Genomic DNA, 21,523 nt, shown 5'->3' with positions numbered 1-21,523 from the left:
GATTATTTGCCTCCTGTGAGGAAGTTTTCTAGGGCCGCTGTGTCACCAGCGTCTTGCGCTTGGACGACGACTACGGGCTTGTTTTGACGGCCTGCGAAGTACGCATCCATCGCGGTCAACTCCTGACCTTTTGCAGGCTTGAGGCCCAGCTTTGTGCAGCCGTATTCAGCAACTTGAGACAAGCTCATGTCGGCGGCATCGAACGCGCCCACAACAGGGGCAAGCTGGCGCACCAAGGAGGCCTTTGCGTTGATGGCCTTTTCCACGACGGCGGCGTCCATGGCAGTGTGCGCGGCAGGCTTTGCCAGCTTTGCAATTTGCGACTCCAAGTTTCGGACACGTGCGTCCATGGCGTTGCGCTTGTTGGTTCGCTTGGTCTCAAACACGGCGATTGCCGCATCCATCGCAGTTCGTTGCGCTTTGGGAGCGCGGTCGCGCTGGGATTTGAGGGTGGCAATGGCGGTGTCCATTGCTTCGTCTTCGTCCTCATCGTCGCCGTCTTTGGCTTCGGCGCGTTCAGGGTCGCCGCTGGCTGATGGGTCAGCATCAATACCGTCGCCCGGCTTATTGGCTGGGTTTTCAGGCGTTGCCGCTGGGTTTTTGGGGTCTGCATCACCTTGCGGCGTTGCTGGTGGTGCGTCGTCTCCATCTGCTTTGGCAGCGGGCGAGAAGAGTGCCATCAACTGCGTGAGCAGCGCGTGGACTTGGGTCATATCAGGTGGCATGGTTTTATCCTTTGCGTCAATGGTGAAAAAACATTTACCGTCCAAAACCGACACATCGGAGCCAGCTCGCCCTTCTTCTACGAGGGCGAGGTGGTTACCTCGGATGTTGGTTTGGATAGCGTCGTACTGCTGGCCGTCAGGCGTAACGCCAGCGGCCATCTCATACCGGCAGGTGTAGCCCGCCGATAACTCTTTCTTGCCGCTCCGAATGAGCAAAGCAAGTTCCTCAGAAAAAATCTTGAGGTTGATTCGTAAGTAAGGGGCATCGAAGTAGCACTCTTCCCCTGTCACACCTTTGATGCCCACTTCGTCTGTGGAGGTGTTGCCCTTGGCCTCACTCAACATCGTGTGGTCATCAATCCACGGCAGCAACTTGAAGCTGTTGATCGTGGCTTCGTTCTTGAGCGCTTCTGGCGGTCGATACACCTTGTAAATCTTGTTAGGCTCTAGCTCGGGCATCATGGACGAGCCGAGATATTCAAAAACCCCAGTTTTTGTGATTGGGTTGCCTTTGATTTCCACCCATCCGTTGGTGTCTGGTTGACGGGCGGTATCCATGGCGTTGTATTTCCTTAAGAAGGCTTGTAAAATCCATTCCGACCCTGCTGAGGCTGGAGCGCCCAACTTCCCATCGGATGCGGCCCCAGATGTACGAGCAGGGTCACTTTTTGTTAGGAAGTGGTCATAGTGCTTGTGGCCGTCGTGCGTTTCTCGCACCACAACTCCAACGGTTTCCGTCTTCCCAGATAATTCAACTTTTGCTCTGTACAAATGAGCAGCCTTAATATCTGGCCTGTTTTTACGGTCTCTTATCTGCTCCACATATTCGGCGTTCTTTAATATTTCTGGAAGGTGTGGAAGGAGCCTGATTTCTGCTTCATTCGCCCCCGCTAGGGAGTGCTTGATGCCTTGCCTAGTGACCTCAATATCAGCGCCAGTTCTGGCGTTCTTAAATGATTTGCCTATCAGATGCGTTTCGGCGTGTTGCATTGCGGCTTTGCGAAGTTCAGTTGTTGCTCCTGTGGTGCCCAATGTTTCGCTGATAACTGTGATCTTGGATTTCGAGCTTGGTACCGAACCACCACCAGGGCCAAACTTACCTCCCTCGCCTCGCGGATGGTCAGACTCATTGAACCCGCCATCCATTGAAGCAGTAATGGTCTGTCCTATCTGATTCACTCTTCATCTCCAAATTTAATGACGGGTTTCATGGTGCATTTGCAGTTGGGCAGATGCCCCGGCAGCCCGCGCACCTCCTCGCCGTACATCACACCGATGACGGGCGGGTCGTCTAGGTCAAACACTTGGCCGCTCAAGGCTTGGTGCTCTTTACGCGGGTGCTGACCACCAGCCGAATGCAGCCAGGTGAATTGCTTCACGCCTAGCTTTTTCATGCGGCCTTTGTTTAGGCCTGTGTAGGCCTTGCGCGTCTGGTCGAGCGCGAGATTTTTGGCATAGTTGCGTGTTTTGTTGTCGTAGGCGTCGAGGAAAGGCACAAGATCAGCCAATCCATTGCCTGTGACGATGGAGCGATTCACCGCCTGCTTCACGCCGTCGAGATATTCGCTGGCGATGGTCTTGATGAGATCAACGTTGTTGGACACGCTGGCTGCGATCACCTGTTTCATGTCGCCCGACACCACTGAGGTTTTCAGGCTCATGCCGCCCGTGAGTTTCGAGAGGCTTGAATGCAACGCGGTGGTGGACTGCTTGTCCACGCCGTTCAGCATGGTTTCGGCCATCTTGGGGGCGTTCAGCGAAAACAACTCGTCGAACCGAGCCGCCAGCTTGCTGAAGACCTTTTTTACCGCTGCCGCGATGGATGCGTCTTCGGCAAAAAACTCTTGTGCTGTGTCGCCGTTGTAGAGGCGCTCAACCGCCCTGCGCGTTTCCTGTTGGAGTTGCAGGGTCAGCCGTTGCAGGCTTTCCGCGTAGCGTTGCTCCACTTGCACTGGACGGTGCAGGGGCAGCCCCTCCACCACCTTCGGGCGAGCCTTGGCTCCCCACCGCGCCTTCGCTTGGGTTAGGGTTAACTTCTTCATAGGGTTCGCCTTCTAGCGCCGAGTAGCCGCTGGTGGGGTCGTTCACCAAGCGGTTGTGCACCTGCTCGGGTAGCAGTGCGCCCATGTTTACGTAGGCCGCGTCCATATCGGCACGGTTTTTGAGCAACTCAGCGAGGTCTTTGGCCGACGGGCTGTCGCATGGCTTCCACTCGATCTTTACATCGGCGCTGATGCGCTCAGAGCGGCAAAGAACTTCAAAGTGGCGATTGAGTAGCGGCGTGAAAAACGTCTCTTGGATGCTCTCCAACTCTTCGTGGTAGCTGCTTTGCTCGTAGTCGCCGGAACTGTTGAAGCCCTTGGGCGTGGTGCCCAGCAGTTTCGTGGCTGGTACACGAGCGGCGGCGGCGACGAGCTGGTATTGCGTCATCACCACTTCATCAAGATCAGCAAGTGAGGTGTCGATCTGCGACACCTCGTCATCGTGCCCCACCAATTTGATTCCGTGGTTGTCTCTGATTTGCCCGAACAATTCGAGTTTTTCGACCAGCGCCGCTTGGTTGAGCATGGCGGATTCCATGTCGCACTTGAGCACGTTCAACCGCTTGGACATTGCCAGCTTGGGCGCTTCGTTTGCCATTTGCTCTGATGAGTACACGCGGTCCCGAATGAGCTGCGGGATGGGGATGCCGCCGTAAAAGTACGTCGGTTTCAAAATATCGGGCACATGACCGTTACGCACGACAACGAGGTGCGATTTATGGATGCGCTGCGAGCCCACGCGCCAGTAAGTCGGCTCATAGAAGTCCAGCGACAGCGGGTCGATGGAGTCTTGCGTTAGCTCAGGCGTGATCCAGTACGGGTCGAACTGCTTGATGCCTTTGTAGCTGCCGGCCGTCACCCCGTCGATATTGAACGGGGCTTCTAGGTCTGCGCCGCGAAGACCAAAGTCGCACATGGCAATACGCACGCCGAACACGCGGGCCTTGGTGCCGAACTCGACCAGCGATTCAGCGACCTTCAACTTTTGCGAATTGGCGCGAAGGCGCTCCACATCGTCTAGGCCACTCTCTCCGTCGTTGATGGTGATGTCGTAGCCGTTGCGCGCCGCGTCAACCGCTGGCTGTGAGCACGCTTTCTCGATCAGCCAGTGCTGCGCCAGCAGCGCGCACGCTTGGTAACCGATGAATGACGCTTGAGAAAACCACGCCATTTGCTGAGGGTTTCCGGTGAGCGACTGCTGCACCTTGTTTTCCATGATGCCCGTGTCGCTTGCGTCGGTGGCGTTGGCGGGCGCATCTTTGCCGTCCATCGCTGCCGTGGTACGCGGCTCGGCAAACAGTGCCGGACGCTGGAAGGCGCGGTCAAACGCAATCCGAATCACAGCCTCGGGCTTGTCAGGGTGCACGTTCCCGTCTACTGCCGTCAAAAGCCCCGCGCGCCCCTTCTTGGGCGTTGCATCAGCCCTCGTCTCGGGACGCTTGAAGCGATTGAAAAAGTCGAACATCAGAACCCCAAAAAAGTGTTTTTCGTTTGCAGTAGCTCGGCGAAGGCCCGGGAAAGTGCGTCCACTTGATCGTCGTTTCTGCCGTTTGGGAATAACCGCATCTCGTCAAGCAGTGCCGTATTCCAAGGCCCACGCAGCATCAACACATTGCCGGCGCTGACCTGTGCAGCCACTGGTTCGGCGCGTGTCTTTTTTTTGCCCGTTTCGGGGCTGGATGTAACGCGGTGCCCTGCAAGCCGCCTTGTCAAATACAAGATCAACGACTTGCCAGCGGAGCCGGGGTCTTGAGGGATGCTTTGCAGCACTGGCCTCCCGTCGCTTGCGGCGGTGTTGACCAAATACCTATCGCGCTTGTCCGTCTCCCACTGCCCGCGCACCACATCGCCAATCACAAAGCGGCCGTCGGCCAACCGGCCCAGCTTCACGCCTACCGTGTAGTCGCCCTTGTCCTTGCTTGATGCAAAGTCCCAGCCACGCGCCAGCTTGATCGAGCCAGCGGGTATCGCGTCCACCGTCAAGATGTTGCCCACCTCGAACAAGCTGCCTTCGGCTGGGCTTGGTATCTGCTGATACAGGCTCGCCCACGTCATGGGCAGGTTTTCAAACTGCGCCCAGTGTTTGGCGTCGAACCATTCTTTCCAAAGATACTCGCCGCGCTTGCGGCCCAGCGGATCACTGTCTGTTTCGCACTTGGCTTGCAGGCACAGGACTTCCCATGTCTGCCCGTCCTTGCATTTGATAGGCCCGCTCTCGCCCTTCCATTCGTCGGGCAAGATGCGGCCAGCCAAGTCCTTTTGGCTCCACCGCGTTTGGATCAACACGATCCAGCCGCCAGGCACTAAGCGGGTTTTTAAATCATCGTTGTAGGCGTCCCAAGTCTTTTGACTGACCGCCTCGCTGTTTGCATCCTCGCGCCCTTTCACGGGGTCATCGATCACGATGCCATGGGCGCGGTTGCCGGTGATGCCGGACAGAATGCCGCCCGCCATGTACTCGCTGCCGTTGGTCAGCCCAAACTCGTGAGCCGCCGAAGATTCAGCAGACAGGCCGGTGTTGAACACCTGCCCGTATCGCTTTTGCTTGATGATGGCCCGAGTACGCCTCCCCATCTTACGGCTCAGTGTGTCACCGTAGCTCGCGAGAATTACGCGGCGGTTTGCCTCGCGCCCGAGGTAGTGAGCGGGAAACACCACGCTCGCATAGCTCGACTTTGCGCTGCCAGGCGGCGCAAAGATCATCAAGCGTCCATGCGGCGTGCGGCTGGTGCGCTCCATCGCATCCAAGATCAGCTTGTGATGCGTGGCAAGCTTCGATTCAGCTTTGCGGAAATCCTCGCAATCTTCGTCATGGCCTACAGGCCTGCCAGGCACATCGACGAACTCGGCAAAAGCAATGGGGTCTTTACGCGATGCCCTACGCGCCAGCAGAAGCCTAGCCGCCTGCTGCAATCGCTGCGAGTTGCTCATCAGTCATGTCGTCTAGTTTGGTGGGGATTAGCGGCGCACCGTCTTTGCCCGTCAGTTCAACGCGCTGTGGCTCTCTCCAGCCGCCTTGGGTTTTTAACCAGAAAATTTGCGCGGTCGTATTTCCTTCCTCGACCGCGTTTTTGTAGAGCGCATTCGCCACCTTGAAATTGGCTTTCAGCCTGCCATGCTCGATTTCCTTCTTGAAGTACTTTTTGAGCGTTGGCTCGCTGATTGGCTTGCCCGTCGCGCCCATGACAAACACGGGCATTTCATCAAGTCGAATGCCGAACGCTGAAAGCTTTTCAACGAGTGCGCGTTGCTCGCTTGTTGGTTTGAATGTTGCGCGTCCAGCGCCTTTGCGCGCACCGCCGGAGCGCCCTTTGGCTCCGGGCATGGTGCAAATCCTTCAGGAATGAAAAAACCCGCCGAAGTTGCCTTGGGCGGGTTGATATTTTTAGAGCGAGTTAAGGCTGCCGCAAGGCAACCCTAATTTTGAAAAGTTCAAAACTACTCTGGACGTATACGTCGTGTGATGGTGAAAGTGTAACACAGATTTTCAATCGATGGCGTGACTTTTCAATCGCCAGTTGTTCCAAAACATCCGCACGCCCGCGACGAGCGTGTCATCCCATGTCTTGCGCGGTACCCGCATTGCGCTGCGCTGCGCGTGTTCTGGCTCACGCTTGGGGATGTAATGGGCTTGCACCACGCAACGATAGGCGAGCGGCACCAGCAGCAAGGTTCGGTGCACGTCCATCGCCCGGAAGTCGGCCATCAAGGCGCTTGGAGGGATGAAGTCAGGCGGGTCAGGAATCTTGTACTTGCCTTCGGCACTGGCGCACGTCCGCTTCTTGTACCGGTCTTGCGCCCACAGTCCAAACTTTGTCAGCAACCGATCAGCATCTTCGAGGTCACGAGGTAGTTGCTTTGGCGTGTAGCGCATGAATGAATCTTTCTTTTTAAGTTGTTGTTCCTGCTTGTGAATCGCCACCTTCTCAGGGTCGCCGTACATCCACGAATCAAGCGCCACCATCAGAACTCCTCAACCTGCCAACCGCCGCCATCCTTTTTCGGCTTGGGTCGCACGGCAATGAACTTAAACGGGTAGGAGTCGGCGGCAACTTTGATTTTTACCCTTGCGTCGTCCTGCCAGAAGCCCTTTACCTCGTGTAACTCAATCTGCCCGTTACGACGCATCACAGCAAAGTCAGGGGTGTAGAACGTGTTGTCAGCAAGGCGCAGCTTCACGCCCTCAAAGCGAAACCAAAGCACGTCACCAGTCGCTTGCAGCACTTTGAGAAAATCCTCGTAGGCTGATTCGGTTTTGTTGCGCTCACCTGTCTTCAAGCGTCCCAGAGCGAAGAATTTTTTAGGGTTTGTTGCCATCTTTTATGTCCAAAATAATCAAATCAAGCCATCTCGCCAAACTCGTGCGGATAGCTCAAAGCAAGCTCGGCGGCGTTGAGTGGTGTCCCGTAAAGTTCCGTTGCAGACAGTCCAAAACCGCCTCGCGTGTGGGTGCGTTCGGGAATCTGGCTATTGCCGCCAGCATTGCCTCCTGATGCGGGCGTGACGGTCTGGCTGACGCAACCAGTCGGGCGCAGCACTGGACGCACTGCATCTGATAACCACCACGCCACTTGTTCGTTTGTGCTTTTTTGCATTGCTCACACTCCTTTGTTGTCATTCGTATTGATTCCAAATTTCAAGGTCGGCAGGTAAAATTGAGCCTTTGATTCAAGGAGAACAACCATGCCGACAGCAGACTGGCGCGAAGAAAAATCCGAGTTCGTTGTGCAAGCAATTTGCCGAACGCTTGCCAAGCCAGATTTGGCAGACGATGTACGGCACGAGTTGGGAGGGGAGGCTCTTTGGAACGCGTTAAAGCTATTTGCCGATGCTGTGCAGGAGCGTCTTGGCGGCACGCGATGGTCACCTAGCCTTGTGGATTTGTTTCGTGAAAAACCAAAACAATGCGATGAATGGCTTGCACTCATGGCAGAGCCAGACTTCACGGCGGCTGGATACTTCAAAGCGGATTGAGGAAATCGCATCAGAGCTTCCCCCTCATGCTTTCCCAATCGAAGGGGACTATTTCGCCGCCATCCTCGCGCAAGCGGTCAATGATTCGCTCACCCAAAAACGACTTAAGTCCAGGGCTTTTTTCTTTGTCGCTTGGATTTTTTAGGTAGTCGTCCAACGGCACATTGGCAAGCAGCAGTGTTGGCTTGCGTTTTTCGTAACGCTCATTGAGCACGTCAAACAAAATCAGCTTCTCGGTATCACTGCCAAATTGCTGCCCAACTTCGTCAAGAATCAAAAGGTCAGGGAACACCAGTGCGGCTATAGCTTGACTTTCCGTTTCTGCGCTATCCCTGCGCCACGATTCTTTGACGCGACGGACTGCCCGAAGCACAGACGAAAACAACACCGTGCGGTTGTCGCGGTGCATGATGCGAAGACCAATGCCTGCTGACAGATGGGTTTTTCCCGTCCCTGGCTTCCCAACAAAAACAGCCGAGCGCCCAGTTTTCAAAACCTTATCGAACTCGTCTGCGTAAGTTTTTGCAAAGGCCAATGCCCGTTTTTGAGAGTCGCTTTCAGCGACAAACGATTTCAAGCTGCGGTTTTGGAAGCGTTCTGGAATGCCAGCGTCGCCAATTTTTCGATGCCACGCCTGCAATTTGGCTTCACGGCTTTTTACTTCGGCATCGGCTTTTTCTTGCGCTTGATTTTCTGCATTGCACGCTGGACACTTTGACCAGATTTGACCGATGAAGCATTTGGCTTCGTACTCGCCGTGCGTGTCGCAAGTGTCTGTGCGCGTCTTGGCTTCGGAGTGAATTCCACCGCCTTTGAGCGTGTCGGCTATGGGGTTCATAACTTACCCCCGTTTCCGTAGTCGATGGAGTCGAAGTTTTCAGCCTTCGGTTGTCGAGAATTTCGAGCGCTTGCTTTCGGTATCGAAGCGTCCGCGAGCTTCGGCAAAAGGTAGTTGAGGTGTATGCGCTTTCCTGGCTTCGCGTCTCGCGTGGCTTCGGCACAAGCGATGATTTGCTCGTCGGAATATCTCGGTAAAAGCTCAGTCCACGCCTGCAAATGAGGCGCTGCGTCAATGCCAATCGAACGCAACCGCTTGCACAGCAAGCCGACGCGGGTTGCGTTTTGCGGGGCATCTTCACCAGACTGAGTTAACGCAACTACTTCAGTAGTTGTGTTAGTAGGTATATGTGAAGGTGGAGGTTTGCCGTTTCGTTGGGCTTCCCGTTCAACGGTTGTTGCAACGCTCGTTGAATTCTCGTTGCCGTTTCGTTGGGCTTCCCGTTCTGCCTTTCGCTTCGCTGCCGATGCTTTACCAGCCTCTGACCGTTGGCTCACCAGTACCTGCGCCCGCTGCAATTCTGTATCCACGCGGTGATGGCGCAGTACACCCTCATGCTGGTAGAAGAACGCCCGCAGCTCTGAGCGCGAGGCTTTCCACGCCTTCGCTTCCATGCGTGTGATGCGTCGTAATCGGTCATCGTCATCAGGCAATGCGCCGCCGTTGACCCATGCGTGCATGAGCAGCAGGAAATATGCGCCGTGTTCCTCGGTACTGAGGTGGGCTGTGTCCGCTAAATAATCGGACACATAAAGTGGCATCCAAGTGTCTGTTTTAATCATGTGTCTAGCCGTCCTTTGAGAAGTCTCCATGCTGTTGCCGCCACGAGCGAAACTTGTCCATTTCCAAGGGCTTTAATTCGCTCCACCCGAGCGGCCACCCCATGAGCCACTCGACCCACGTCGGGTTCAGTTGCCCACCATGTGTTCCCTCGGTAATGTTTGTCGTCGGTGTTGGGTAGAGGCTGCTTTTCGTCGCTCCGCGCTCGACCGCGTAATCCAGCCTGTCGCGCAGCGCCCGTTTGCTCAGTAGTGAATTGATGCGCCCACACACGCAATGGAGCGGCATACCGACCACATCAACCAACTGCTGGCGCGTGAAAGTGTCGGCGCGGCCTTTGAATGCCGCCATGACTTGCTGTTCTTTGGGTTGGAGGTAACCCGCCACGGGTAGTGAGTGGTAGGCATCGAGGGAGGTTTCACTTTGGGCGATCCGCATCATTCATCCCCCCAAAGTAAGGAAACAGGGTTTTCAATACGTGCCATGGCCGCTTCGTATAGCGTGACCATTGCCTGCGCCTTTGCTGGGTCAATGCACTTAAATTGCTCTGGTACAACCTTCAGGCCGCATGCGGCGAGAAGCGAAGACACAGCGGCAATTTGCCCATCCTTCATGCGGCTAACTGTGGATTCGCTCACATCCATTCGCTTTGCGATTTCAGATTGGCCAGCCTCTGCAAGCGCATGCAAGACCGCGCGTTCGTTCTTGCGTGACCTCTCAGATATTGAGTGAGAAGATTCAGTCATGACTTCACTCCACAGCTTCTTCAGCCATCATTTCGTTTTGCAAGCGCAAAAACTCACGCTCGAAAAACACGTATGCATCCGTACCCGCTGGGTACAAATTGACGGACGTTCCCCTAGCAATTCAGGAAGGAATGCCAATACCAAGAGTTGGCGAAGTCGTTCGGCATCAACTGGTGGAGCATTTAGGGGGAGAGGTTCGGGATTTTTTAGTGTTATCGGTTCACTACACAATCCGACGCAACCCAGACAACCATCAGGAGCTTTTGGCGTGGCATGTGACGGTGATCCTTGGGGACATCCCGGAAAACATCGATCACAGAACCCTTCACATTCGGGGGTGACTTGCAACGCTCTTAAAAGTCCGTACACCAACTTCAGCGCGGACTGCGCCCCCATAGCTGCATCTGCACCAGTTGGTAACTCATGGGCGATGCGCGTCGCCAGCTCTAAAGTCGTCTTCGATTCAGTCAAAACCAAACAGCGCGCAAGCTCTTTTTCAAGGGGAATCAATGGTCTAAGCATTCGCCACATCCTTCGCCTCGGCGGGTTGTTGGAGGTCTGGCCAGATCAGCCAGTAATCGTTGGGGCGGAGGCCTTGGCGGGTCACCTTGCCGCCAGTGATGCGTTCGATGGCGGTGCAGTGCGCAGGCTTCCACGGCCTGTGACCAGCGATCATCTGGCTGAGGTATGAAGGGGCAATCCCAATAAGCGCGGCTAGTTGGTGTCCCGCAGTTGATGTCTTATCAAGGTAGTCTTTAATTTCCATGCCAAGAATGTAGCATTAGTAAACATAAAAGTCAATATCAAAGATAAATAAACTTTTGCTAAAGTGAAGATCATGAAAATTGAGCAGCTCAAAAAACTGATAGACAAGCACGCAGAGGGCAGCCAAGCCCGCTTTGCGCTCATGCTTGGAAAGTCTCCATCACAGGTCAATCAGTGGCTCGCTGCAAAAAGACCAATAGGGGCAAAGATTGAACGAGACATTGCGATAAGGTTTGGCCCCATGCGCCCCGAATCTGGCAACGTCAGCAGTGCGGGGGCTGCACCTACGGTGTCCGGGGCGCTAGACGTGATCGAGACTGCCTGCGAGAAGCTGGGCCATGAGCAGCGCAAAGAAGCTGCAAGCCTACTATCCATCTTCGTCGTGGGGCTGCGCCAAACCACCAAACAAGACATCCTAGAGGTGCTAGGCAGCGCTGGAAACACGCCCGCCCACCCAGCCACCGAGACAGCAGCCTTCGCGGGCAAGCCGCCGACTGGCAAAGTCGATCAATCCACCCCCACTTTTTAAAAATAGATGCCTCTCAAAGCGCCGCAAATCTGGCCTTCAACTTGTTACGTTAGAAAAATCCAGCAGCAACATGGTGGCGCTCGTGCCTTCACCCACCTAGCGCAATTGATGTCGCCAACGGGTGAGCTTTGTAGGGGCTACGTCAAGCACTTTCCTACATCTGCGCCGCGCGGCTTGTTCAACGAATGGTTCGGCTACACCGCCATGTCTGCGCTTGCCATACCGCAGCCAGCCTGTGCCTTTATGCAAGCTCCGATTGACGGCACTACCGAATGGACTTTTGTCAGCCTTCAACCCAAACCGACGCGCCACCACCCCAACCAAAGAAAAAATAGGGTGCTCTTAATCTGCCCCAAACTGCTCGAAACAGTCGGCCACAAAAGCCAGCAACTCGGCGTGGTGGGCTTCGTCACGCACTGGGGCAGCCAAACCCAAGGCCGCATTGACGGCCGCCCACGGAGCTATCACGTCAGTCATGTTCATTTCCACTCTCCTTTATCGTTTTTAACAATGCAGCGAGACTAGGACAAACCTGCCAAGTGCGGTTTTTACGCCAACTCGGCCAACAACTCGGGGTGACGGCTGACCAGCTTCAGCAGGCTTTGTGCTGCACCGCTTGGCACTTTGCGCCCCTGCTCCCACTCTTGCAGCGTACGCACAGATACGCGGCAAGCGTTGGCAAACTCAGCCTGCGACATGCCTGTCATGGCCCTCGATGCTCTCAGTTCAGCCGCCCCCACGCGGGTGGTGAGTAGTGCATCAGGCACCGACCAGCTCCATGGCCAGCTCGCGCGGGTTGTCGGTGCGTTGGCTCACGTCAAGCATTTCAATGCCTAGCACGCGGCCTAACGCATCAAAGTCAAGCACCACGCCTGGGCGTACCTCGTCACTCTCAGCCACGGTGCCCATGCGTAGACGGATGTACATAGCATCGGCCTGTTGGTCATATTCGATTTTCATGGTTGAACTCCGTATTTTTCAAACTTGCTAGTCGCCATCACGGTGACCACCAACACCACCACACCGCTCTCAGTCAACACCCGAAGCAACTGCCGTTTGCCTAAGCGCTCAATCCAGCCTTGCGATTCTGTGCGCCCATTTTGTGCCGCAACGGTACGGATGGGTTGAGCCAATGCGCATTCGACCTCTTGTTTGCTAATGCCACGCTCGGCCATACGGGTCAGTGCGTGTTGGGTGTAAGTGACTTGCATGAAATCAATTATACGCTTTAAGCGTAGTAGAAAGGCGGTTTTTTACGCCTAGACCTAGAGGTTTACCCGCATTCTTGCAAATAATTTATCTTTTGCTATTGACTTAATTGTTTATCTTTGCTACATTACATCCATCGCAACAAAACAGCGACACGGTTCTGACGGAGGGATTGCTCAAAGTCAGAGTAAGCGGCCAAGGGCATGGCCTACCCAGCATAGATGCAACCCAGCGCGACTGGCTCTCTCTATGCGACGCACAAGGTTTGCAGCGTAGAGAGTGATTCGGTGGGCGCTATGCCGCGCGAAGCGTGAGTCCAAGCGACTGTTACGCACATTTACGAATGGCGTGTGGCGGGGCAAAGGGTGGCAAAGCGCGGATGTAGCGCCCACCGAATCACTCTCAAGGAGCAGTGCTTTGATCTGACCCCATCCACCGAGGATGAGCGTTTTTTCAACCGACCAGATAGACCGCCCCGCTATGTCTGAGGGGATGAGGTCAGATCAAAGTGCTGCACGTTTTACCCAATGGAGCGCGTGATGGCAAATGACCTGCAACCCGAAGACTACGAACACCACTTTGACGCGAGTGGCAACCAGCCTATTTCGCTCGACGAAGTAGTGGGCGACCGTGACCTGTGTATCGCGTTTGACTACGAGCCGCGTGACGACGGAGACATGGTGCGCGAAGGCTACTGGCCTCACCTGTTCGCCAAGTCAGCAACAGACACCGAGTGGGAAGAAATCACACACCTGCTCCTGAGCCGCGCCGAGGAGAAGTGGCTGCTCGATGCGTGCGTGGAGCACAACAAGCCCCGCACTTTTCGCGTGAGAACGAACGTCGGCTCTTGGAATGGCATTTTTGCCAGCGGATCAGATGCAGTGATTGACGCCCTCAGCCGTGGCGCGAGCTACGCATCAGCACTTCGGATGGCGGCATGACCTTCTTCCGCCTCTACGCCCTCTATCGCCGCTTCGGCCACACACCAAGACGCTCCATCGCCCAAGCATGGCGAACCATGCGCCGCACCTACTAAACCACCACCCTGAAAAGAAGCCCAAGTGAACATTGTCACCATTCGCGCCTCAAGCCTCGGCAGGCTCTTTGACTGCCCTGCGGCATGGGCAGCCACCCACATAGACGGGAAACGCACTCCGTCAAACGGTAAAGCCATGCTTGGCAAAGCCGTACACGCCAGCACCGCTGTGTTCGACCAGTCGGGCATTGACGGCACAGGCATTTCAATCGACGAGGCCGCAGCCGCAGCCGTTGACACCATCCACCGCCCCGACGAGGACGTGGTTTGGGAAGACGACACGCCGCAGGATGCCGAGAAGATTGCCCTTTCCTTGCACGTCAAGTACTGCCAAATCATCGCCCCGAAGCAAACCTATCGCGGCGTTGAAATCAAGTGCGAGCGCTTGGAAATCACCGACCTCGGCATTGCGCTCACGGGCACAACAGACCGCGTGCGTGAAACCGCCGACGGCTTGGCTATCTGTGACCTCAAGACGGGCAAAGCCGCCGTTGGGTCAGACGGCAACGTCAAAACCGCAGGCCACGCCTACCAAATGGGAGTGTACGAGCTGCTCGCCGAACAAGCCAGCGGCGTGCCAATCACGGGCGCGGCGCAAATCATCGGCATGAATACCGCCAAAACACCAGCGTCGCAGCGCGTGGGCACTGGCGAAATCTCGGACGCTCGTTCTGTGCTCCTGGGCGACGGCGAGTCGCCTGGCATCTTGGAACACGCATCAAGGTTAATTCATTCAGGATCGTTTTATCCGAATCCAAAGTCAATGCTTTGTCATGAGCGGTACTGCCCAATTTTTAAGGAGTGCAAAGCTCATGCCTAAGCACGACTACAGCCAATACCTTGCCGAGTACCAAGCAGGAACACCAAGCGCAGAGCCTGCCAAACGTGCAGGCATGAAGCCCACGTTCAGCAAGGCGGTGACGGTATGAGCGCCCTCATCAACCTCATCGGTCAACGCTTCGGGCGGCTTGTCGCCACCAAGAAAACGCGCATCGGCATCGTTGCCGCCTTTGTCTGTCGGTGCGACTGCGGCAAGCAAGTCACCGTGCGTTCTCAATCTCTGCGCAAAGGCGAAACCACCTCGTGCGGTTGTGCCCGCGCCGATGCTATGCGAGAAAAGAAGACTACCCACGGTTTCTACAAATCGCCGACCTACAACTCATGGCGTTCGATGTTGGCGCGGTGCAGCGACAGCACCCACCGCAACTTCAAAGACTACGGCGGGCGCGGCATTACGGTATGCAAACAGTGGCGCGAGTCCTTCGAGAGTTTCCTTGCCGACATGGGCGAGCGACCACCAGACACCAGCATTGACCGCATCAACACCAACGGCAACTACGAACCAAGCAACTGCCGATGGGCTACCCGTACCGAGCAAAACCGAAACAAACGTTCATCAACCAAGGAGAAATCAAATGTCTGAAGTTACTCAAAAAACACTGGCAAATTTACGCCCACAAACCCCAGCACCTCAAGCCAACGCAACGCTTGGGTTCTTCAATTCAGCGGGTTTTGAATTGATGCAGCGTGCGGCAAACCTGTTGTCAAACTCCACGCTTGTACCCGCGGCCTACCGCAAGTGGGACGAGAAAAAAGGCGATAACCCAAACGCACTTTCAAACTGCGTTGTCGCACTAAACATGGCGCAGCGCATGGGCGCTGACCCATTAATGATTTGTCAAAACCTCTACATCGTGGAAGGTCGCCCAAGCTGGTCAAGCCAGTGGATTATTGCCGCCATCAACGGATGCGGACGCTTCTCGCCGCTGCGCTTTGACCTCAAAGACTTGGGCAGCAAAGAAGTTGAATACACCGTCACTGAGTGGGTTGACCGCCAGCGCGTGAATAAAAAAATGAAAGCCACCGTGCAAAACCTTGAGTGCATCGCGTGGGCGGTCGAGAAAGAAACAGGCACGCGCATTGACAGCCCCAAGGTGTCTCTTGAAATGGCTGTCAAAGAGGGCTGGTACGGAAAGAACGGCAGCAAGTGGCAAACCATGCCAGAAGTCATGCTGCGCTACCGCACAGCCAGCTTCTTCGGCAAGCTGTACGCACCTGAATTGCTGATGGGTTTGCAGACCGTGGAAGAAGCCCACGACATCATCGACATGAACCCAGACGGCACGGTGGCAAGCGTCACCACGGAAACGCTACGTAATGCACCCCGTGAAATGCGCCCCGCCGAAGTTGTGCAAACCGAGCAACCTGCCGCCGCACCTGCCGCTCGCGCTGAAACCGTCAATCAGGAAACGGGCGAGATTAAAGGCGCAGCACCAGCGGCCACCAACACCGCACCAGCAGCCGACGCGGGCGCACCGTGGGAGCCAACCGCCGAAGAACTGGCAGACATCCAAGCCCGTGAACTTGCCGAGGCAAACGGACAACAGCCCGCCCAGCAACCCCGCGCCCGCCGTGAACGCGCCACGACTGGCGGCATGGAATAACCCATTTTTGAAACCTGAAAGGAACAGACACCATGGCAACCGATAACCAAGCCGACGACGTAAAAACCCTCCTGTCCATGACTTCGGACACCGTGGGGCGCGACATCCTGCAAACCCTTGTCCAGGAAATCAAGCTGCTGCCCGACCTGTGGGTGAAACTGCCCAAGGCAAAGCAAGACGACGTGATTGACCGCCTTCGCAATCGCGTAGAAACCAATGTCCGCATGGCGGTTCACCTCGTAGCCAGCGAAGGCCGCACTGTGGTTGCGGGCGACCTCGACCAAATCACAATCAAGGACGGCGTGAAAGCTGTTGTGAAATTCGGTAGCTCCGCCCCCAATCTGCATGAACTCTACGAAGCCAGCGGTAAAGCCGTGCTGGTTGTCGTTGCCAACCCTGCCCAGCACACGGGCGGCATGGATGAAATCAAGGGCGAATCAGACCAACGCGCTATGGACTTGGGGCATGAGTACGACCCGAACGGCGACGGCAAAGGCATGGACGGCGCAAGTGGCGCGGGTGAAGTGGTTGATGCCGAGGTCAAGGCCATTCCACACCAGCACCTTCAAAGCGAGTTAGACGAAGCCTACGGCGACGGACAACTGGCCGCGCAAGAAGGCAAGCCGCAAAGCGATTGCCCAATCATGGCTGGCGCTCTTTGCATCGAGTGGGTCAAGGGCTGGAAAGCATGGCAAGAGGAAAACAATACTGAGTGGTGGCAAGCACACAACGACGATGACGGCTTGGGCGGGGAGGCTGCATCTCAAAGTGGGCGAGGCATTCCAGCCGGTGGCCAAGTGCATGGGGCTTCGCCCTGGGGAAAAGATTGAGCGCCTTGGTGATGCCGTCGTCACGGTTTCGACGCGGTGCGAACCACTGCGGCGCATGACCGACGAGCCAGAGTACGGGCGCGAGGAATGCCGACGTGAGGGCTTCCCCGAAATGTCGCCCGAAGAGTTCGTGGCGATGTTTTGCGCGACGCATCGGGGCTGTACGCCAGATAGCCTAGTCACACGAATTGAATTTAGATATGGAGGTGGGACATGAACACCAACGAAGCGACAATCGACAGCGCCAGATTGAGCGAAGAAGAACTACAACAAATTACTGGCTACAGCGCACCGTTGCGCCAGCTTAACGTGCTGCACATGCGCGGGTTTGTTCGGGCATACCGAGCGCGTGACGGGCGCGTGATTTTAGAGCGCCCGCACTATCTCGCCGTGTGTCGCGGGGAGTTTTCAAACGATAGAGGCCAGCCCCAGCCATCTGTAAATATCGCATTCCTTAAAAGAGCATGAACCGTCCTCGTGATACCCCTGATGGCTTGCCATACCGCGTCTATGAGCGCCGTGGGGCGCGCACCTACAGCATCGGCTACAAACAGTCGAATGGACAGTGGGCGTTTCGGTATTCATGCCCCATAGCTGACAAAAATCAGGTGAGCGAGCTGCGCCGTAAAGCCATCACTGAATCGGCTTTGCTCAATCATGGGGTGCGCTCGTCAGGGCAAACCGAGGAACTGATAGACGCATGGTTCACTTGGCAAGAATCACTGCCTCCAAGCGACCTAAACCGCCGCGCCGATTCCACGCTGCGCGAAAACAAGCGCGAGTCCAAAAACCTCAAACTGGCGTTCGGCCATATTGACCCTGCGGCAATCACAAAAACCGACGGCTATACCTACCTTGATGCGTGTGTGCAGGCTGGGCGGCCAGAAAAAGGCAACAAAGAAATTGCGTTGTTGCAAGTCATCCTCGAATATGGTGTGCGTATTGGGCGCATCAGCACCAACCCACTGACCAGAATTCGTAAGAACAAAACCGTAAAAACAAGCCGCCATGTGAACGACGTGGAAATGTCGCTGGCGCTGGAAGTTGGGCGAAGCAAGGGCGGTGCGCGGCTCATTGTCGCGCTTGCACTCAAAACCGCATGGCTGTGTGTTCGCCGCTCGGTCGAGGTGCGCGGTATTACGCGGGATGCAATCCGCGACGACGGCATTTTGTGGCAGGACGGCAAGAGCAAGACCAAGCCCGCCGTGCTGATTGAGTGGACGGACGAGCTTCGCGCCACCATGAATGAAGCCTTGGCACTAAAGCGCAACCACGTTGCGGGTTCGATGTACGTGTTCGACAATATGCGCGGGCAACGCTACACCAAGGGCGGCTGGAAAGCCATGTTGAGCGACTTGATGACGGTGTGCGTGAGCGAAGCAGAAAAGCGAAAAATTGAGTTCAAGCCATTTAGCTTGCAAGACTGCCGCCCGAAGGGGGTGAGCGACAAATTGGCGAGCGGTCAGACCGACACCCAAGACGCGACAGGGCACTCAAGTGAGCGCATGATTCGCCAAGTTTATGACCGTCACGCAGTCAAAAAAGCCAAACCCGTGCAGTGACGATATTCCAAATTTTGGAATATGCAAAGAAAAACGGGTTAGCCTTTTACAGCTAACCCGTTGATTTTACTGGCGGAGTGGACGGGACTCGAACCCGCGACCCCCGGCGTGACAGGCCGGTATTCTAACCAACTGAACTACCACTCCTGATAGCTGTATCTTTTGCTGAGGTGCTTGAGCAACTCAACCAAGTGCTACAAAACTTGGCGACCCTACGGGGATTCGAACCCCGGTACTCACCGTGAAAGGGTGATGTCCTAGGCCTCTAGACGATAGGGTCATAACCTGGACTGATTCTTTCGAATCTTCTCGACACTTTGGTGGAGGTAAGCGGGATCGAACCGCTGACCTCTTGCATGCCATGCAAGCGCTCTCCCAGCTGAGCTATACCCCCATTGAGTGTTAAGAGCAATAGTATAGCCAAATTTTCAACGTTTCGTCAAACGCTCCAAAACTTTTTCTTTGCCACACAACCAAAGCACTGCATCCACTGAAGGTGTTTGCGGTGTGCCCATCACCAACACGCGCACAGGCATAGCTAGTTGCGGCATCTTCAAACTTTGTTCGGTCAACACCGCCTTGAATGCCACGCTGACATTGGCTGTGTTCCATTCAGTCACTTCACTCAGCTTGGCAACCAATGCATCGAGTGCAGGCAACACAGCAGGCGTGATGTGTTTAGCCACATCGTCGGCTTGTGGCGTGACATCGTTGTAAAACGCACTGGCCCAATCAGCCAACACCAACAAGGTGTCGCAGCGATCTTTGAACAAACCGCAAATGGCGGGCAAGCGGTCATCCGCGGTGATGCCACGCTTGGCCAACTCAGCACTCACCAAAAATGCCAACGCCTCATTAGACATGGCCTTCAAATGCTGGGCGTTCACCCACTTGAGTTTGGCCTCGTCAAACTGCGCAGCACTGCGACCAAGGTGGTCGAGGTTGAACCACTCTAAAAACTGAGCGCGGCTAAAAATCTCGTCATCGCCGTGGCTCCAGCCCAAGCGCGCCAAGTAGTTCACCATCGCGTCAGGCAAGTAACCTTCATCACGGTATTGGGTGACAGCCTTGGCACCATTGCGCTTGCTCATCTTCTCGCCTTGCTCATTGAGCACGGTGGGCAAATGGGCGTAAACAGGGGGTTCTTTGCCAAGGGCTTTGAAAATATTGATTTGACGTGGCGTGTTGTTCACATGGTCATCACCTCGGATGACGTGGGTGATGGCCATGTCGATGTCATCCACCACCACGCAGAAGTTATAGGTGGGTGTGCCGTCAGGACGCGCGATGACCAAGTCATCCAACTCGTCATTGCTGATTTCGATGCGACCTTTGACTTTGTCTTCCCAGACAACCGAGCCACCTTGTGGGTTCCTAAAGCGCAGGACGGGTTTCACACCTTCGGCGATAGGAGGCAATGTTTTGCCTAGCTCAGGACGCCATGTGCCGTCATAGCGCGGCTTGTCTTTGGTGGCCATTTGTCGTTCGCGCAAAGCGTCCAACTCTTGCATGCTCATGTAACAAGGGTAGGCATGGCCCGCTGCTTTCAACTCTTCCAACACTGCTTTATAGCGATCCATGCGTTTCATTTGATAGAACGGGCCTTCGTCGTGGTCGAGGCCTAACCACTTCATACCTTCGATGATGACGTCCACCGCCGCTTGATTCGAACGCTCGAGGTCCGTGTCTTCAATACGCAAAATAAAGTCACCACCGGTGGCGCGGGCAAACGCCCAAGGATACAAAGCAGAGCGAATATTGCCTAAGTGGATGAACCCCGTTGGAGAGGGTGCAAAGCGCGTACGGATTTTGGTCATGCAGAAATTGAAATCAAAGGGTCTCGAGGCCGCGCAACAAGTCGGCCTTCATGTCATCTAAATGCTCCAGTCCCACGGCTACGCGAATCAAACCTTGGCCAATGCCTGCGGCTTGGCGTTGGTCCTCAGACAGTTTGCCGTGCGATGTGCTAGCTGGGTGTGTGAGCAAGGTTTTGGTGTCTCCCAAGTTGGTGCACAGTGACAAGGTGCGCAAGCTGTCAAGCAAATGGAAAGCTCGGGTACGTGCCACCTGTGGATCAGCCGCCTTCACATCAAACGACAACACAGCACCACCCAAGCCAGACATTTGTTTCATCGACAACTCATGTTGAAGATGGCTGAGCAAGCCCGGGTAGTACACGCATGCGACAGCGGGGTGTTGCTCTAGCCACAGCGCCAAGTCATGCGCACGTGCGCTTTGGGCACGCATGCGAATATCGAGTGTCTCTAAGCCCTTGAGCACCACCCACGCATTGAAAGGTGACAACACCATGCCACCGTTTTTCATGACGGGCAAAAACTTTTCCTTGACGAATTTTTCGCTGGCACACAAAGCGCCAGCCATCACGCGGCCTTGACCATCCAAATACTTGGTGCCCGAGTGCATGACGATGTCTGCGCCCATCTCAACGGGGCGCTGCAAGATAGGCGTGGCAAAGCAGTTATCGACAGCCAACAAAGCCCCCGCGTTGTGTGCCAAATCGGCCAAGGCGGCAATGTCACACACCTCGGTCAATGGATTGGTCGGCGTTTCTGCAAACAAAATTTGGGTGTTGGGCCGAATCGCTGCTTTCCATGCATCCAAATCGGTTTGTGACACCACCGTGGATTCCACGCCAAAGCGTGCGAACTCTGAGCCAATCAGCTTGAGGGTCGAGCCAAACATGGACTGCGAATACACCACATGGTCACCCGCCTTGAGCAAGCTGAACAACATCAGCATCACAGCAGACATGCCAGATGACGTGGCCAACGCTGCCTCGGTGCCTTCCAAGGCAGCCAAGCGCATTTCAAAACTGCTCACCGTGGGGTTGCCGGAGCGGCCATAGGTGTAGCCTTCTTCTTCACCCGAAAAACGGCGTGCCGAGGATTGCGCAGAAGGTTGCACATACCCGCTGGTCAGGTAAAGCGCTTCGGAGTTTTCGCCGTATTGGCTGCGCTCAGCAGCCAAATGCACAGCGAGTGTTTCCAAATGCAAATCGTCGGGTAATGGGCGTTGGCTCATA

Annotated in this window: 28 protein-coding genes, 3 tRNA genes and 1 pseudogene; 9 read left to right on the top strand and 23 right to left on the bottom strand. The window is 55.5% G+C overall.

Features of this window, described 5'->3' with window-relative positions; translation table 11 throughout:
* Positions 1–2 precede the first annotated feature (2 nt).
* The 9 genes and pseudogenes from RMS03_RS03885 to RMS03_RS03850 form a co-directional block, all read right to left on the bottom strand.
* A complete protein-coding gene (locus tag RMS03_RS03885; RefSeq protein WP_310625793.1) occupies positions 3–1,283 on the bottom strand; it encodes a DUF2213 domain-containing protein in 1,281 nt (426 codons plus the stop codon).
* A gap of 138 nt (positions 1,284–1,421) precedes the next feature.
* A pseudogene (locus tag RMS03_RS11630) lies at positions 1,422–1,871 on the bottom strand (hypothetical protein); the annotation flags it as partial.
* Positions 1,872–1,900: 29 nt separating this feature from the next.
* On the bottom strand, positions 1,901–2,671 hold the full coding sequence (locus RMS03_RS03880; protein ID WP_310625792.1) for a phage minor head protein: 771 nt from the start codon (positions 2,669–2,671) through the stop codon (positions 1,901–1,903).
* The gene (locus tag RMS03_RS03875) at positions 2,598–4,232 is read right to left on the bottom strand and encodes a DUF1073 domain-containing protein (protein WP_310625791.1); all 1,635 of its coding nucleotides are present in this window, start codon (positions 4,230–4,232) and stop codon (positions 2,598–2,600) included. The genes RMS03_RS03880 and RMS03_RS03875 overlap by 74 nt, the downstream gene beginning before the upstream one ends.
* On the bottom strand, positions 4,232–5,698 hold the full coding sequence (terL, locus tag RMS03_RS03870) for a phage terminase large subunit (protein ID WP_310625790.1): 1,467 nt from the start codon (positions 5,696–5,698) through the stop codon (positions 4,232–4,234). The genes RMS03_RS03875 and terL overlap by 1 nt, the downstream gene beginning before the upstream one ends.
* Positions 5,664–6,092, bottom strand: coding sequence for a hypothetical protein (locus RMS03_RS03865; protein ID WP_310625789.1), 429 nt, complete (start codon positions 6,090–6,092; stop codon positions 5,664–5,666). The genes terL and RMS03_RS03865 overlap by 35 nt, the downstream gene beginning before the upstream one ends.
* Positions 6,093–6,254: 162 nt before the next feature.
* Complete coding sequence (locus RMS03_RS03860; protein WP_310625788.1) at positions 6,255–6,731, bottom strand: hypothetical protein; 477 nt, start codon at positions 6,729–6,731, stop codon at positions 6,255–6,257.
* Complete coding sequence (locus RMS03_RS03855; RefSeq protein WP_310625787.1) at positions 6,731–7,084, bottom strand: DUF1064 domain-containing protein; 354 nt, start codon at positions 7,082–7,084, stop codon at positions 6,731–6,733. The genes RMS03_RS03860 and RMS03_RS03855 overlap by 1 nt, the downstream gene beginning before the upstream one ends.
* Before the next feature lie 23 nt (positions 7,085–7,107).
* Positions 7,108–7,362 (bottom strand): hypothetical protein, encoded by a 255-nt coding sequence (locus RMS03_RS03850; protein ID WP_310625786.1) that lies wholly within the window; start codon positions 7,360–7,362, stop codon positions 7,108–7,110.
* An 88-nt stretch (positions 7,363–7,450) separates the two neighbouring features.
* Between RMS03_RS03850 and RMS03_RS03845 the strand changes: the two genes are divergently transcribed.
* Entirely contained in the window at positions 7,451–7,741 is a 291-nt protein-coding gene (locus RMS03_RS03845) for a hypothetical protein (RefSeq protein WP_310625785.1), read from the top strand.
* 10 nt (positions 7,742–7,751) lie between these two features.
* Here RMS03_RS03845 and RMS03_RS03840 read toward each other — a convergent pair whose 3' ends face one another.
* From RMS03_RS03840 to RMS03_RS03820, 5 genes are all read right to left on the bottom strand, one after another.
* A complete protein-coding gene (locus RMS03_RS03840) occupies positions 7,752–8,318 on the bottom strand; it encodes an ATP-binding protein (RefSeq protein ID WP_310625784.1) in 567 nt (188 codons plus the stop codon).
* Positions 8,319–8,575: 257 nt separating this feature from the next.
* Positions 8,576–9,361: a DUF1376 domain-containing protein gene (locus RMS03_RS03835; protein WP_310625783.1), complete on the bottom strand. Its 786-nt coding sequence runs from the start codon at positions 9,359–9,361 to the stop codon at positions 8,576–8,578.
* A gap of 4 nt (positions 9,362–9,365) precedes the next feature.
* Positions 9,366–9,800: a hypothetical protein gene (locus RMS03_RS03830; RefSeq protein ID WP_310625782.1), complete on the bottom strand. Its 435-nt coding sequence runs from the start codon at positions 9,798–9,800 to the stop codon at positions 9,366–9,368.
* Positions 9,797–10,105 carry a CII family transcriptional regulator gene (locus RMS03_RS03825; protein ID WP_310625781.1) on the bottom strand — a complete coding sequence of 103 codons (309 nt, stop codon included), beginning with the start codon at positions 10,103–10,105 and terminating at the stop codon, positions 9,797–9,799. Before RMS03_RS03825 ends, RMS03_RS03830 begins: the two co-directional genes overlap by 4 nt.
* 514 nt (positions 10,106–10,619) lie before the next feature.
* Positions 10,620–10,871, bottom strand: a complete 252-nt coding sequence (locus tag RMS03_RS03820; protein ID WP_310625780.1) for a YdaS family helix-turn-helix protein — start codon at positions 10,869–10,871, stop codon at positions 10,620–10,622.
* A 240-nt stretch (positions 10,872–11,111) separates the two neighbouring features.
* Between RMS03_RS03820 and RMS03_RS03815 the strand changes: the two genes are divergently transcribed.
* The gene (locus RMS03_RS03815) at positions 11,112–11,399 is read left to right on the top strand and encodes a hypothetical protein (protein WP_310625779.1); all 288 of its coding nucleotides are present in this window, start codon (positions 11,112–11,114) and stop codon (positions 11,397–11,399) included.
* Positions 11,400–11,741: 342 nt separating this feature from the next.
* Here the strand turns inward: RMS03_RS03815 and RMS03_RS03810 are convergent, their stop codons facing one another.
* The 4 genes from RMS03_RS03810 to RMS03_RS03795 all read right to left on the bottom strand — a co-directional run bounded on the left by RMS03_RS03810 (position 11,742) and on the right by RMS03_RS03795 (position 12,610).
* Positions 11,742–11,882, bottom strand: a complete 141-nt coding sequence (locus RMS03_RS03810; RefSeq protein WP_310625778.1) for a hypothetical protein — start codon at positions 11,880–11,882, stop codon at positions 11,742–11,744.
* Between the two features lie 65 nt (positions 11,883–11,947).
* Positions 11,948–12,166, bottom strand: coding sequence for a helix-turn-helix domain-containing protein (locus tag RMS03_RS03805; protein WP_310625777.1), 219 nt, complete (start codon positions 12,164–12,166; stop codon positions 11,948–11,950).
* Complete coding sequence (locus RMS03_RS03800; RefSeq protein ID WP_310625776.1) at positions 12,159–12,359, bottom strand: DUF2283 domain-containing protein; 201 nt, start codon at positions 12,357–12,359, stop codon at positions 12,159–12,161. Before RMS03_RS03800 ends, RMS03_RS03805 begins: the two co-directional genes overlap by 8 nt.
* Positions 12,356–12,610, bottom strand: a complete 255-nt coding sequence (locus tag RMS03_RS03795) for a DUF4258 domain-containing protein (RefSeq protein ID WP_310625775.1) — start codon at positions 12,608–12,610, stop codon at positions 12,356–12,358. Before RMS03_RS03795 ends, RMS03_RS03800 begins: the two co-directional genes overlap by 4 nt.
* Before the next feature lie 537 nt (positions 12,611–13,147).
* On the opposite strand from RMS03_RS03795, the gene RMS03_RS03790 reads away from it, so the two are divergent.
* From RMS03_RS03790 to RMS03_RS03760, 7 genes are all read left to right on the top strand, one after another.
* The gene (locus RMS03_RS03790) at positions 13,148–13,549 is read left to right on the top strand and encodes a hypothetical protein (RefSeq protein ID WP_310625774.1); all 402 of its coding nucleotides are present in this window, start codon (positions 13,148–13,150) and stop codon (positions 13,547–13,549) included.
* 120 nt (positions 13,550–13,669) lie between these two features.
* The gene (locus RMS03_RS03785) at positions 13,670–14,464 is read left to right on the top strand and encodes a PD-(D/E)XK nuclease family protein (protein ID WP_310625773.1); all 795 of its coding nucleotides are present in this window, start codon (positions 13,670–13,672) and stop codon (positions 14,462–14,464) included.
* 105 nt (positions 14,465–14,569) lie between these two features.
* The gene (locus RMS03_RS03780; RefSeq protein WP_310625772.1) at positions 14,570–15,067 is read left to right on the top strand and encodes a hypothetical protein; all 498 of its coding nucleotides are present in this window, start codon (positions 14,570–14,572) and stop codon (positions 15,065–15,067) included.
* Positions 15,060–16,088 carry a hypothetical protein gene (locus RMS03_RS03775; protein WP_310625771.1) on the top strand — a complete coding sequence of 343 codons (1,029 nt, stop codon included), beginning with the start codon at positions 15,060–15,062 and terminating at the stop codon, positions 16,086–16,088. Before RMS03_RS03780 ends, RMS03_RS03775 begins: the two co-directional genes overlap by 8 nt.
* Positions 16,089–16,120: 32 nt before the next feature.
* Positions 16,121–16,918 carry a cell division protein FtsK gene (locus RMS03_RS03770; RefSeq protein ID WP_310625770.1) on the top strand — a complete coding sequence of 266 codons (798 nt, stop codon included), beginning with the start codon at positions 16,121–16,123 and terminating at the stop codon, positions 16,916–16,918.
* 213 nt (positions 16,919–17,131) lie between these two features.
* Positions 17,132–17,386 (top strand): DUF4224 domain-containing protein, encoded by a 255-nt coding sequence (locus tag RMS03_RS03765; protein WP_310625769.1) that lies wholly within the window; start codon positions 17,132–17,134, stop codon positions 17,384–17,386.
* Positions 17,383–18,480 (top strand): hypothetical protein, encoded by a 1,098-nt coding sequence (locus tag RMS03_RS03760; RefSeq protein ID WP_310625768.1) that lies wholly within the window; start codon positions 17,383–17,385, stop codon positions 18,478–18,480. The genes RMS03_RS03765 and RMS03_RS03760 overlap by 4 nt, the downstream gene beginning before the upstream one ends.
* A 70-nt stretch (positions 18,481–18,550) precedes the next feature.
* Here RMS03_RS03760 and RMS03_RS03755 read toward each other — a convergent pair.
* From RMS03_RS03755 to RMS03_RS03735, 5 genes are all read right to left on the bottom strand, one after another.
* Positions 18,551–18,627 (bottom strand) — tRNA-Asp (locus RMS03_RS03755).
* Between the two features lie 57 nt (positions 18,628–18,684).
* Positions 18,685–18,760, bottom strand: a tRNA-Glu gene (locus RMS03_RS03750).
* A 38-nt stretch (positions 18,761–18,798) separates the two neighbouring features.
* Positions 18,799–18,874, bottom strand: a tRNA-Ala gene (locus RMS03_RS03745).
* A 34-nt stretch (positions 18,875–18,908) separates the two neighbouring features.
* On the bottom strand, positions 18,909–20,297 hold the full coding sequence (gene gltX / locus RMS03_RS03740; protein ID WP_310625767.1) for a glutamate--tRNA ligase: 1,389 nt from the start codon (positions 20,295–20,297) through the stop codon (positions 18,909–18,911).
* Positions 20,298–20,310: 13 nt separating this feature from the next.
* A complete protein-coding gene (locus RMS03_RS03735) occupies positions 20,311–21,522 on the bottom strand; it encodes an O-succinylhomoserine sulfhydrylase (protein WP_310625766.1) in 1,212 nt (403 codons plus the stop codon).
* Between the last annotated feature and the right edge of the window lies 1 nt (position 21,523).

The sequence above is a fragment of the Limnohabitans sp. genome, assembly GCF_031538885.1.
In the GTDB taxonomy this organism is placed as follows: Bacteria; Pseudomonadota; Gammaproteobacteria; order Burkholderiales; family Burkholderiaceae_C; genus Limnohabitans.
This window is presented reverse-complemented; position numbering and strand designations above follow the sequence as displayed.